We start from the raw sequence: 12,771 nt of genomic DNA, 5'->3' as shown, positions 1-12,771 counted from the left end.
CGCGTTTATATTTTGTCTACGCAGTATGTACCAGACTGCAGGTCCATTCTGCCGCGCAATGGCTGCAGACTCCTGACGCGTCCGGAACGAGCTGGCCGCACTCATGGTCCTGGAACTGTTTCTCCTCGCGGTGCTCCTGGAATTCCGCGTCCTTACGGATCTTATCCTCTGCGGTGCGCAGCGGATCCTCGCTCATGGACGCTGAGGGATTCTCCTCTCCGGAAGCCTCCTTCTGCAGACGCTCCTCCAGCTGGTTTCCGATCAGTCCCATGTTCAGCAGTTCTTCCTTATCCTCCGGGAACCAGGCATTATACATCTCTGACATATGATGCGGCTTCAGCGCCTCCTTGGCGTGGCGCAGACCCGGAAGTCCCATGTCTTCCTCACGGTTGACAAAACGGATCTCTTCCGGCAGCTGCTTGCAGAACTCGCTGCAGACAACCTGATAGAGACCGCGGAACTGCAGATTGGCCTTCTCAAAATGCTCGGCCGCTGTGTCCTGGCTCATACGCTCTCCGATGGCGTATGCCTGCAGACGTCCGTCAATGAAAACGCCTACGGAATAAACATCGTCACGGTCGATGAAATTCATGATTTCATGGATCGCGTGACGCTCCTCGGACAGGCTGCGCATCTCATCATCCGAGCGCTCCTTTCCGTCGCGGATCATCTCCGTCAGGGCGATAATCTCCGACTTCATGTCCTTCGTCAGCGGTTTTGCCTCGTATTCAAAATTCTTCTTGAAATAGTTCATGTGATTCTTCTTTTTATGAAGGGCGCGGCCGCTCAGGGTAGTGAGCTTGCCGCGGTCGTAGACATACTCGTCATCGTCGCGGTCATGCTCGAACTCCAGCTCCGGCACAGCCTCCTGAAGAATTTCTTTCAGTCCGCCCGGAATCAGACGCACAGAGAACGGAATTCCCTTCTCCGTAAATCTCTTCCGGCCTTCCAGAATCGCCTTTCTCAGGCTTTCCTTCTCATAGCTTCCGGTTTTCGTCAGCGGCATGACGAAGACACCGGCATCTCTTCCGTCTTCCATCTGGAAGACATTCTCGAACATCAGGTAGGAATCCATTTCCTCCCAGTTCAGATCATAATCCTGCCGCCAGATATAGTTGGCAAGGAATGTAAACCCGGCCCCCTGATAGTCATATCCATTACAGTAACTTCTGAGCGTTTCCACATCCTGCTCCGTCATACGGCTCAGTGAATGTGTCCATTTCTCATTGCTCATAAATATACTAACCCCTTTTCTGCACGCTTTTCTGCGCGCCTCTGCCTCTTTCGGTTCTTATCGTGTACTCATCTGTTCGTTACCAACCCATTATACCCATGACCACAATAGAATTAAACAGGTCAAACAGATTTCACGATCTTTATTCTCTTTATCTATACAGGCTGATATAGGCTGAATTTAATATTGAAAACGGTCAGCATGCAGAGAAGCCAGCCATTTCATATTGGTCCGGTCGAACGACACCGGCGTGACAGACGCGTACCCCTGCGCGAACGCCGCCAGATCATAAGCCGTATCCGCCTGACTGAAGTCCTGTGGATTTCCCATGAGTCTGTAGCCGCCATCCTCCTGCAGCCGGAAGCCGTCCTTGAAATTCCGGTGTCCCAGCCGCGTGATCAGAACCCCCTTCAGCTCTTCCTTCGGAAGATCCGGGACATTAATATTGATCAGAGAATCTGCCGGGATCTCGTCTTTCATCGACAAAACGCACCGCGCAAGGGCTCTGGCGGCCTCGAAGTGTTCCGGCGTATGGCCGCCTACAGAAACAGCTGCCGCCGGATATCCGCTGACCGCAGCTTCCATGGCTGATCCGACCGTTCCGGAATACAGGGTGTCAACTCCGAGATTGCTTCCCAGATTGATTCCGGAGTAGACAATGTCCATGTTTACACCCTGGTCCTTAAAGAACTGCAGGCCGATCTTGGTGCAGTCTGCCGGTGTTCCCGTGGTCTGAAGCGCCTCACGGGCACCGGGGAAGGAAACATCCTGCACATATACATGCTCGCCGATTGTGATGGAATGGCTCTTTCCGCTGCGCTGCCGGTCAGGAGCACAGATGTAGATGTCACCGGCGGAAGAAAGCTCCTCTGCCAGTTCCCGGATTCCCCGTGCCTGAATGCCGTCGTCATTCACCAGTAGGATATTCATAAATTCAAGTTTCTCCTTGCTTCTTTCTGTTTTGTTAGTCCATCTTCATGACTTTGCCGATGGAATCGTGGATCACCAGATCTGCCCGATCATCATAGGAAGTCTCCGACTTGTTTATCAGGACCAGATGGCTGCCGCGGAAATAGTTGATGAAGCCTGCCGCCGGATAGACGACCAGGGATGTTCCGCCGATGATCAGGACATCTGCATTGCTGATGGCGTTCACTGCGCCGGTGATCTGTGCCTCATCCAGAGACTCTTCATAAAGAACGACATCCGGCTTGACTCTGCCGCCGCAGCTGCAGTAAGGAATGCCATCTCTGCAGTTGTTTTCATCCATAACGTAGTCCAGATCATAGAACTTATGGCATTTCTCGCAGTAATTCCGGTTGACGCTGCCGTGGACTTCATAAACAGTCTTGCTGCCGGCTTTCTGGTGGAGGCCGTCGATGTTCTGGGTGACGATGGCTTTCAGTTTTCCCATCTGCTCCAGTTTCGCCAGCGCCTTATGCGCGTCGTTCGGCTCTGCTTCCGGATGGATCAGATTTTCTTTATAGTATTTCCAGAATTCCTTCGTGTGCTGCATATAGAAGGTGTGTGACAGCATGACTTCTGGCGCATAGCCGTACTTCTGTTTTGCGTGGTAGAGACCGGATTCTGAACGGAAATCCGGTACTCCGCTTTCCGTGGAGACTCCTGCTCCTCCGAAAAATACGATATTATCTGACGCGTCTACGATTTTCTTTAATCTCGGATCCATAATATGCCTCCCGTTATCCGCATCGTTCTTTTTCCTTGCGCATTACTTTTTGTCCGTTACTATCTATATTTTATCACATTCCGGGAGTTTATACAGCCTGACTGACTTCCTCATCCGAAAGATGGAAGAGGATCAGCCCTCCTTTCTCCGCATAACCGGTGTTCCAGAGTGCCGGGAAATCCACCCATTCCGCCTCGCTGTAGGTGACGGTTTTCACCTGCCGGGTGTCTGCGTCGTAACCGGCCAGGATGAACCAGTGCCAGACGTAATCCTCAAAACGGCGGTCCTGATGTTTTAACATCAGCATCGGAACGGGAATTTCCGCGTCAATTTGCCCTGCAATTCGCTGAAAGGCGATTTCCTGTGGCATGTCTCCGGAGAACTCTTCCATCTGGATGCCGGTCTCTCCGTGCTGGCGCAGGTAGGCGCCGAATCCATCTGTATAAATGCTGAGGCGGTCGATGCCGCGGAATCTCGGTCTCAGGTAAGGTTTCATCTGGGCACCAAAGGCTTTATAGTCTTTCTTTCTGAGATTGTGGACATCGAACGGATAGAGCTGTCTGCCGAAATGCAGTGAAAACCAGATGGAACTGTCGCAGGCGGTTTCCGCGGCGCATCCGCCGAGACGCATCATCGGATCACAGAACCATTCCTGGTTTCCGCCGATGGATGAACCGATGGTAAAATAATTCAGTTCGTGTCTCCCCTGTGCTGTACTCATTCTCTTGTCCCCTATCCTGCCGCCATGGTGCTTTCCTTTCCGGCCCGTCTTCTTTTCCGGGCCGCGGCTCTCCTGCGGCACTTGTATCGTTGAAAAAAGGGCTCTGCAGCCGGCCCTCTGCGTATAAGAAAAGAGGCCTGATTAAACCGGCCTCTCTTCTTCTGCCTTATTTAATTTCTTATCCTTAAGGACATGGGTTTAAACACTAATTTGCGCTTTTTACACACATGCTTGTGCTGGTGAAATACTGGCGTAAAGGTGTGTGCTGCAGTGCTGTGGCAACGACGATGGAGATGACGATGCCGACACTGAACTGGCCGATATTTTCCGGTACGCTGGCGAGGGCAATGGCCCAAGTTCCGTACATTACCTTTGCAGCCAGAGCATATCCGGCAACCATGACGAATCCTCCGACGATCATGCCGAAGATCTCAAATGCGGACAGAATATGACGGTGCTTTTCTCTTCCGGCATATTTCTTTGCGGCGTGGTCCAGGAACAGACCTGCGACCAGGGCCATCAGGAACTTGGTTCCCAGGGTCCACGGTGCGTAGTAAGCGTATCCGCCGATCAGGTCAGACAGGCAGGAACCAATACCTGCCGCAATGGCGCCGTTTTTCTTTCCGAGCAGCATGACAGCGAGGAAAATTGCCGCATCGCCCAGATGTACATATCCCTTGGTTGCAATCGTCGGGATCTTAAAGAAATATGTGGAAACCAGAATCAGGCACATCATCATTGCGGTGAGTACCAGTGTGTTCAGTTTACTTTCTCTTCTTCCGTTCTGCATGATTAAAACTCCCTTCCCTTTATCTTGTTTGTGTAGACTATGATAGCACCGAAGTGTTATTATAGAAATAGGCAAATTTATTTATTTTTACACATACAGTTAAAGAGAGGAAGGAAAATGAACCTATTATCTTTGGTTCTTGACCACAATTCCAAGGACCCAATGTATACACAGTTGTTTCACTGGTTCCAGGCGGCGATTGAAGACGGGCGGATACAGCCGGGAGAAAAACTGCCTTCGCTGCGCGTTCTCTCCCTGCAGCTTTCCGTCAGCATCACCACGGTGCAGGCCGCCTATAACCAGCTGGTTGTAGAAGGATACGCGGCCAGCCGCCCCCAGTCCGGATACTACGCGGAAGATCTGCGCAGCGCGGCACCGCAGATCCGCCCGTCCGCAGAGGCTCACCGGGAATCCTTTCAGAAATCCATCACCCGGGAGCCGAAATACCGCTATGACTTATCCAGTTTCAATTATGCAAAGTGGAAAAAATGTATGTCAAAGGTTCTGAATGAATACCCGTCTCTGCTTCTCTCTGAAGCTGATCCCCAGGGAGAGCCGGCGCTCCGGGAAGAAATTTCCCGCTATGTCTACAATGCTCGCGGGGTAAACTGTACTCCTCAGCAGATTGTCATCAGCGCGGGCACACAGCAGCTGACCAGCCACCTGGTACGGATTCTGAATGAAATGAATGTCCATCTGATCGCCACGGAAGATCCGGGATATCAGCCGGTGCAGAAAATTTTCCGGGATAACGGATACTCCGTTATGCCAATTCCCGTCAGAAAGGATGGAATCATCATCGAGCAGCTGCCGGAGAACGTCTCTTCCGCCGTCTATGTCAATCCTTCCAATCAGTTTCCGACCGGAAGCGTCATGCCGGTCGGACGGCGCTATCAGCTTCTGGACTGGGCGGAGCGGAATCACAGCCTGATCATGGAAGACGACTACGACAGCGAACTGCGTTACTTCGGAAAACCGATTCCTTCCCTGCAGGGGCTGCGGACCGGCTCTCCCGTCGTCTACCTGGGCTCCTTCTCCTCCACCCTGTTTGCCGCAATCCGTATGAGCTACATGGTCCTGCCGGAGCCCCTTGCAGAAATTTTCCAGAGCATAAAATCCCAGTACGACCAGACCAGTTCCAAGACGGAACAGCTGACCCTGGCCCTCTACATGGAACGCGGCTACTACGGCATCCATCTGAAAAAGCTCCGCACCCTCTACGCGCAGAAACTGAAAACCGCTCTGCGCGCACTGGAGCACAGCGCTCCTGATTTCCTGACCACCCTGAACCGGAGTTCCGGCATCCACATTCCGCTGGTCGTCCGTCTTCCGGAAACCGTTCCAGACCAGGCAGCGCCGGAAATTTCCCGCTGGCTCTGCGGTGCTGCCGAAGCCCTCCGCCTGAAAATCCTGCCGCTTCCGTCAGAATCCGCTCCGGGAAAATGCGGCCTTCTCTTCTATTATAACCAGATTCCGCTGGAAGAGATTTCCGATGCAGTAAAGGATATGACAGGAAGCTGGCGGCAGATTCTAAAGGAATTTCCCGTCACAGAAAATAACTGAGGACAAGAAAAAACGCAGGGCCCGGTCAGAGGCTCTGCGTCCTGTATTCTGTTTCATGCATTTTCAGAAGGATACTGCCCGGCAGCTTAAGATTCCTTCTTAAACTTAAATCCGCTCGTCTTGTAAATTTTCCCGCTGCGGGTGATGATCAGGCATTCATAGCCTTTCTTCTTCTCGATAAAATTCAAAGCCTTCTTCCGGCCCATCAGCAGGCAGGTGGTTGCCATGGCATCGCAGTCGACGGAATGTCCGTCCTCGGCCATAATGGTCACGCCGCTGATGTCGGTATTCGCAGGGCGTCCCGTTGTCGGCTCCAGAATGTGATGATAGAGCTTTCCGTTCTTGCGGAAATAGCGTTCATAAATTCCTGACGTTACAATCGTCTTATTGCTTGCCGTCGTGCTTCCGACGATTTCACTCATCTCGGAAAACGGCTTTTCAATGCCGATCTGGAAAGGCTTTCCGGCCTTGTTTCCCACGCAGACGATATTTCCGCCCAGGCTGATAATCGCGCTCTTTACGCCCAGCTCCTGCAGATAATCACCGATATGGTCAGCAATCCAGCCCTTCGCGATTCCTCCCAGGTCAATTTCTCCCTCAGTCGTGCCCATGGTTACGGTGTTCCCGCTGACATGAATCTGCTTATATCCAACGTATTTTACCGCATGTTTCAGCTGCGCGTCCGTAGGAAGCTTATGCTTTTCCGCATGCCAGTTATAGAGATCCTCTGCCTTTCCGATGGTGATGTCGAACAGTCCGTTCGTCTCATCCCCGTACTTGATTCCTTCATTGATAATCTGCGCCGTGATTGGATGCACCTGAACCGGCTGCCCACCCGCGTGGTTGATCTTCCAGATATCCGAGCCTTTCTTGGTCTTGCTCAGGATATTCTCATACTGACTGCAGCGTTTGAAGGCCTTCGCGATAATGTCGTCTGCCTTGTTTTTTGACATGCTGTAGATGGTAATCTTGCAGATCGTATCAAAATAGTAGCTTTCCTTTGTGTGAGACGGGACAGAATCCGACTTTGATTTCTGCGGCGCACAGGCGGTTTGTGGTATAATGATGCATGCAGTCATGACAATCGTCAGAATGACTGTGATCAGTTTTTTCATAGAATATATCCCTTTCTGGAGTTTTGATATGTTCAAAGTCATAAAAAAAGCAGATATTCTGCTTCTGATTGCCCTTCTGGCGGTCGGATTTCTGTTCTCCTGGCTCTCCGTCCGGGGCAATGTCACCGGAAAATATGTCGAAGCCAAGGTGAACGGAAAACTGTACGGAAAATACAGTCTGACTGTAAACCGCACCGTTACCATACGTCAGAACGGACATACGAATAAGTTTATCATAAAGAATGGTACCGCGCAAATGCTGGAAGCCAGCTGCAAGAACCAGATCTGCGTACACCATAAGCCGATTTCCCGCGCCAACGAAAGCATCGTCTGCCTTCCGAACCGCGTGAGTCTGGAAATTGTCGGAAAAGGCAGCAGCAAGGAAGGAGGAGGATACGATGCCGTCGCGCACTAATCAGCACACAAGGCGCACCCAGCGGCTGACCGCATCCGCGATGTTCTCCGCCCTCGCACTCATTTTTTCCTACATCGAGGCGATCCTGCCGATCAATGTCGGCGTTCCGGGCGTAAAACTCGGCCTGGCCAATCTGATCATCATCATCGCCCTCTACGAGCTGGATGCCCGCTATGCCTTCTTCATCAACCTGATCCGCATCTTCCTGGCAGGCCTGCTCTTCACCGGCGTCATGGCCATGCTCTACTCGCTGGCCGGCGGAATGATCAGCCTCCTGATCATGGTTCTGCTGAAGAAAACCGGGAAATTTTCCATGATCGGCGTCAGCATGGCAGGCGGTGTGTCCCACAATTTTGGACAGCTGCTCGTCGCCAGTTTCGTGGTTTCGAACATCAAGATGTTCCTCTACTTCCCGATTCTGGTCTTCACCGGAATCGCCTCCGGAATCGGCATCGGCATCGTCGCATACATCATCGACCGCCGTATTCCGCGCAGCCTCCTGCACTGATTTTCAGCAGGACAAAGGCTGAAAAGGCAAGGAAATTCCCTGCCTGCGGCCGCATATAAAAACAAAAAACTATACATATATGGAGATCACAATAATGAAAGATGAAATTACTGCACTTCAACAAGAAATGAAGGAAAAGAACATTGATTTTTACTTTATTCCGCCGACGGATCCGCACAACTCGGAATTTCCCCATGCGCATTTCAAAGCCATTGAATTCCTCAGCGGATTCACCGGAGAATCTGCCTGGCTGCTTGTGTCCAGAGAAAATGCATGGCTCTGGACCGATGGACGATTCTTCCTGCAGGCTGAAAAACAGCTGGAGGGAAGCGGAATTACCCTGATGAAGATTGGCGTGAAAGGCGTCCCGACCGTGCTGGGTCTTCTGATGCAGCTGGTAAAGAAACGCCGCCGCATGGTCCTGGCCTTTGACGGACGCGTGGTCAGCGCCAAAATTGCCAATGTCTGGGAGCAGCAGCTCTCTCCGATGGGCGTCACCCTGAAAGAGCATGTCGACCTGATCAGCAGCATCTGGACGAACCGTCCGCCCCTTAACCCCTCTGCGCTTTATGTTTTGCCGCCTTCCTCCTCAGGAATTCCTGCATCCCGGAAAAAGAACCGGCTGATGCGTGAAATGGTTGAATCCGGTGCAGACTGGATGCTTCTGTCCGATCTGACGGAAACGGCCTGGACGACGAACCTGCGCGGAACGGACATCGCCTGCACGCCGGTTTTCTATTCCTATCTGCTCATCAGCTCCAATCCGGATCAGCTGGCGCAGCTTTTCCTTCTGCCGGGCGCAGAAATCAACGATGCAGCAGAGGACTCCGATGAGCCGCAGGAGAATCTGGGGTTTCTGACCATCCGTGACTACAACGAAATCGAGAATGTCCTCCGCACACTGCCGCCGGATCATACAATCTGGATGGATTCTGACACGGTCAGCGCGGCCGTTTACCAGGCTGCGGCGGAACGCCATGTCATTATCGATGAGCCGACGCCTGCACAGATGATGAAAGCGATAAAGAATGATGTGGAAATCGCATCCACCCGCGAAACCATGGTGTATGACGGCTGTGCTATGGTGGAGTTCATCCACTGGCTGAAAACCACCGTTTCAAAGCACACGATTACGGAGATGGATGCTGCAGAATATCTGAAACGCCGACGCCTGGAGCAGCCGGGGTGCTTTGATCTGAGCTTCCCGACGGTTTCCGCCTACGGCCCGGATGCCGCACTGATCCACTACTTCCCGACTGCAGAATCGGATGCTGAACTTAAGCCGGAAGGCTTCCTTCTGGTCGACAGCGGCGGCCAGTACACCACCGGTACGACGGACATCACCCGCACCATCGCGCTGGGTCCTCTGACGGATGAAATGAAGGAAGTGTACACCCGGGTTCTGAAATCCCATATCGCTCTGGCCACAGCACACCTGGGTCCGGATGCTTCCAGCTGCGCGCTGGACAAACTCGCGAGAAAGCCGCTGACTGACACCGGCCTGAATTTCAATCACGGCATCAGCCACGGAATCGGCCATGTCCTTTCCGTTCATGAAGGTCCGAACATCATCGACCCGAAAGTGGAATGCCCTCTGGTCAGCGGCATGATTCAGTCTGATGAACCGGGCGTCTATCTGGAAGGAAAGTTCGGCGTCCGCATTGAAAACGAACTGCTCTGCTGCGCAGAAAATGCGGGAGACCGGTACTTTGAGACGCTCACTCTCTGCCCGTACGAGCGCGATGCCATTGACAGCAGCCTTCTCACAGAAGATGAGATCAACTGGATCAACGCCTACCACCGGCGTGTAGAGGAGGCTCTGCTCCCGCACCTTCATAAAGAAGACCGGAAGTTCCTGCAGGTTATGACGACACCGCTGTAGGGAGCACCGCATGGGCATGCGGACAGATCCGCACGATGCCGGCCGGATGGATTCCTCTGACCGGCATCAGATTGGATTCTGCAGAATTTTGATCGCATAGAAAAACAGGACCGCTTCTCCGGATGATGTTTCATCGCGGACAGAAACGGTCCTGTTCTTTTTTTGACATTTATTTATGCATACGGACGCGGGATGACAGGATTTCCCTTGCGCGTCTCCTATTTATCCAGTACGCCCAGGATGTTCGGGATCAGCTGTTTCTTTCTGCTGACTACGCCCGGCAGAAGGATTCCCGGCTCGCTGTCGTCAGATGCCTTGGCATCGAATCCTGCTTCCAGGGTCTTCTCAGCATCAGCTCCGGCATAGAGCATACGGCTGCTCTGGTCCTTTACGCTGGTCAGCATGAAGAATACCATGGACGTGCCGTCCTTCTCCAGTGTCTTCGGGAGGTACTCCAGCAGCATGTCCTCTGCCTTCTTCATGTTTGCCTCGCTCATGAAGCTTGCCTGGCCGACGCCAAAACGCACGCTGCCGTGCTCGAACAGTTTGAAGTCCTGATAGCAGATGTCTTCTGCCGTCTTTCCTTCCAGATTCTCACCGGCCTCAAACATATGCTCAGCCAGTTCCTCAGGATCAACACCGGCGATCTCTGCCAGTTTCTTTCCGGTCTCTACATCGCGGTCTGTGCATGTCGGGGAACGGAAGAGCAGGGTATCGGACAGCAGTGCACTGAGCAGCAGTCCTGCTGTGGTCGGATCGATCTCGACGCCCTTCTCTTCATAGAGAGACGTTACGATTGTTGCCGAGCATCCGACTGGCTCGCAGCGGAAGTAAATCGGGTCATTCGTCTGGATGTCGCCGATCTTATGGTGGTCAACAACCTCCATGATCTTCGCATCCTCAATGCCGTCGACACACTGTGTCGTTTCCTGATGGTCAACCAGAATCAGCTTATCGCAGTTTTTGACCTCAAGATTTCTGCGGCTGATCAGGCCGATGTACTTTCCGTTCTCATCGAGAACCGGGAAGTGAATGTGGCGGGTCGCATCCATGGTCTCCTTTACTTCCGTTACCGGTGTGTCAGGAGTGAATGAGCGGACTTTATCAGCCGGTGTCATCAGATTCTTAACCGGTACAGCCTGGATGATCAGGCGTGCAGCAGCGTAAGTGTCGAACTTCGTCTTGATGATGACACAGTTCTTCGCCTCGCCCAGTTCAGCAACAGACTTGGAAACCTCTGCACCCAGGCAGACGATCAGAACCTTTACGCCCATATTCAGAGCCGCAACCTGCGCGTCAACGCGGTTTGCTACCATGACAATGTCGCCTTCAAGCAGGTTATTCTCAAACGCTTCCGGAGTGCCGGCGCCGACCAGGACCTTGCCCCTGGTCAGGATCTCGTCAGCGTTTCCTGTGACAATCTCACCTTCCAGAACAGCAGCGATATTCTTTACCGGAGTCTTTTCTCTGGACAAAACATACGCGTCAAGGGCATCCATGTTTCCCTTGGACAGGTCGTTCAGTGTGACGACTCCTACCAGTTTTCCCTCATCGTCTGTAACCGGCTGTGTACTGAGTCCGGAGTCACGCATTGCATTCCAGGCCTCACGCAGGCTTGCCATCGGCGGGATTCCAGGAGCCTCGGCAACATCCAGATCTTCCACCTTGCTGCTGACGTTATAGCATGGCGCAGGCGCCTCAACCTTGAAACGGTCCAGAACATACTGGGTCTCTGCGCTGACTTCTCCTGCCCTGCATGCTTCATACTCTCCGCCGCCAAGCTTGTTTTTCAGATTGGTGTACGCAAGTACGGAGCAGATGGAATCCGTATCCGGATTCTTGTGGCCGATTACTTTGATTTTGTTATCTACTTTGATATCCACTTTTTCCTCACCTGTATTCATCTAAAAGGCAGTAACGAAAAAAAGGAACAGAAGAAGCTGATGTTTCTCCTGTTCCCTGAATGAACTAAGCGTTTGGCTGTGTGCCTTCAGCTTCTGCTTTCTTTGGAACCGGCGCAGCCGCAGCAGCTTTCTTCTTTGCCGCGTTCTTGACCAGTCTCATATTAATGATGTTTCCGGTCGGGCATACCTTCTCACACATTCCGCAGTTCTTGCACTTGTCAGGATCAATGTAAGACAGGTTGTTGTTTACGTGAACCGCGTCAAATTTGCAGACGCTCTCGCACTTCTTGCAGCCAATGCAGGCGTTCTTGCATGCCTGCATCGCATCCTTTGCCTTCTGTGTGTTATGGCAGCGGACAAACACGACGTTCTTCTCCGGTGCAAGTCTGATCAGACCGTTCGGGCATGCCTTGACGCAGGCGCCGCAGCTCGTGCATGTGTCACGGTTAACCCATGCAACGCCGTCTCTTACATGGATGGAATCGAACTGACATGCGGACTCGCAGTCGCCGAATCCCAGGCATCCGAACGGGCACTGGTTAATGCCGCCGAAAATAGACTTTGCTGCCTTGCAGGTCTTGATGCCCTTATATTCCATAACTTTCTTAGATGCTTCTGATGTTCCGTTGCACATTACGACAGCAACCTGACGGTCACCCTCTCCTGCGCTGACGCCCAGAATCTGCGCCAGTTTGTCCGCTACTGCAGCTCCGCCGACTGCACACTTATTACAAGGGACGGAATGGTCAGCTGCCAGAGCGTTTGCATAGTCGTCGCATCCTGCGTATCCGCATCCGCCGCAGTTTGCGCCCGGAAGTTCTTCACGGATTTTTACCGCTGTCTCATCGACTTCGACTGCAAATACACGGGACGCATAGGTCAGGCAGATCGAAGCTACGAATCCGATTGCAACGACCAGAATAATAGGAATTGCTATACTCATCTAGTC

12 protein-coding genes are annotated in these 12,771 nt (G+C 52.5%); 4 read left to right on the top strand and 8 right to left on the bottom strand.

Annotated elements, in window-relative coordinates:
* Positions 1-16: 16 nt before the first annotated feature.
* The 5 genes from ACI77B_RS04190 to ACI77B_RS04170 all read right to left on the bottom strand — a co-directional run bounded on the left by ACI77B_RS04190 (position 17) and on the right by ACI77B_RS04170 (position 4,435).
* A complete protein-coding gene (locus ACI77B_RS04190) occupies positions 17-1,234 on the bottom strand; it encodes a DUF2156 domain-containing protein (protein WP_409337517.1) in 1,218 nt (405 codons plus the stop codon).
* A 180-nt stretch (positions 1,235-1,414) separates the two neighbouring features.
* Complete coding sequence (gene surE, locus ACI77B_RS04185) at positions 1,415-2,164, bottom strand: 5'/3'-nucleotidase SurE (protein ID WP_409337516.1); 750 nt, start codon at positions 2,162-2,164, stop codon at positions 1,415-1,417.
* A 34-nt stretch (positions 2,165-2,198) separates the two neighbouring features.
* The gene (locus tag ACI77B_RS04180) at positions 2,199-2,924 is read right to left on the bottom strand and encodes an NAD-dependent protein deacylase (protein WP_409337515.1); all 726 of its coding nucleotides are present in this window, start codon (positions 2,922-2,924) and stop codon (positions 2,199-2,201) included.
* Positions 2,925-3,012: 88 nt separating this feature from the next.
* A complete protein-coding gene (locus ACI77B_RS04175) occupies positions 3,013-3,645 on the bottom strand; it encodes a hypothetical protein (protein WP_409337514.1) in 633 nt (210 codons plus the stop codon).
* A gap of 205 nt (positions 3,646-3,850) precedes the next feature.
* Positions 3,851-4,435, bottom strand: a complete 585-nt coding sequence (locus tag ACI77B_RS04170) for an ECF transporter S component (protein WP_409337513.1) — start codon at positions 4,433-4,435, stop codon at positions 3,851-3,853.
* Between the two features lie 117 nt (positions 4,436-4,552).
* Between ACI77B_RS04170 and ACI77B_RS04165 the strand changes: the two genes are divergently transcribed.
* Positions 4,553-5,998, top strand: coding sequence for a PLP-dependent aminotransferase family protein (locus ACI77B_RS04165; protein WP_409337512.1), 1,446 nt, complete (start codon positions 4,553-4,555; stop codon positions 5,996-5,998).
* Between the two features lie 86 nt (positions 5,999-6,084).
* Here the strand turns inward: ACI77B_RS04165 and ACI77B_RS04160 are convergent, their stop codons facing one another.
* Positions 6,085-7,113 (bottom strand): FAD:protein FMN transferase, encoded by a 1,029-nt coding sequence (locus ACI77B_RS04160; RefSeq protein ID WP_409337511.1) that lies wholly within the window; start codon positions 7,111-7,113, stop codon positions 6,085-6,087.
* Positions 7,114-7,141: 28 nt separating this feature from the next.
* On the opposite strand from ACI77B_RS04160, the gene ACI77B_RS04155 reads away from it, so the two are divergent.
* The 3 genes from ACI77B_RS04155 to ACI77B_RS04145 all read left to right on the top strand — a co-directional run bounded on the left by ACI77B_RS04155 (position 7,142) and on the right by ACI77B_RS04145 (position 9,918).
* Positions 7,142-7,528, top strand: coding sequence for a NusG domain II-containing protein (locus ACI77B_RS04155; RefSeq protein WP_409337510.1), 387 nt, complete (start codon positions 7,142-7,144; stop codon positions 7,526-7,528).
* Positions 7,512-8,036 (top strand): Gx transporter family protein, encoded by a 525-nt coding sequence (locus ACI77B_RS04150; RefSeq protein WP_409337509.1) that lies wholly within the window; start codon positions 7,512-7,514, stop codon positions 8,034-8,036. Before ACI77B_RS04155 ends, ACI77B_RS04150 begins: the two co-directional genes overlap by 17 nt.
* Positions 8,037-8,130: 94 nt before the next feature.
* A complete protein-coding gene (locus ACI77B_RS04145) occupies positions 8,131-9,918 on the top strand; it encodes a M24 family metallopeptidase (protein ID WP_409337508.1) in 1,788 nt (595 codons plus the stop codon).
* Between the two features lie 218 nt (positions 9,919-10,136).
* On the opposite strand, the gene ACI77B_RS04140 is transcribed toward ACI77B_RS04145, so the two are convergent.
* Positions 10,137-11,801 (bottom strand): putative manganese-dependent inorganic diphosphatase, encoded by a 1,665-nt coding sequence (locus tag ACI77B_RS04140; RefSeq protein WP_409337507.1) that lies wholly within the window; start codon positions 11,799-11,801, stop codon positions 10,137-10,139.
* Between the two features lie 85 nt (positions 11,802-11,886).
* The gene (locus ACI77B_RS04135) at positions 11,887-12,765 is read right to left on the bottom strand and encodes an RnfABCDGE type electron transport complex subunit B (protein WP_409337506.1); all 879 of its coding nucleotides are present in this window, start codon (positions 12,763-12,765) and stop codon (positions 11,887-11,889) included.
* Positions 12,766-12,771: the final 6 nt, after the last annotated feature.

The sequence above is a fragment of the Eubacterium sp. F2 genome, from assembly GCF_046244355.1.
Taxonomy (GTDB): Bacteria; Bacillota; Clostridia; order Peptostreptococcales; family Anaerovoracaceae; genus Aminicella.
This window is presented reverse-complemented; position numbering and strand designations above follow the sequence as displayed.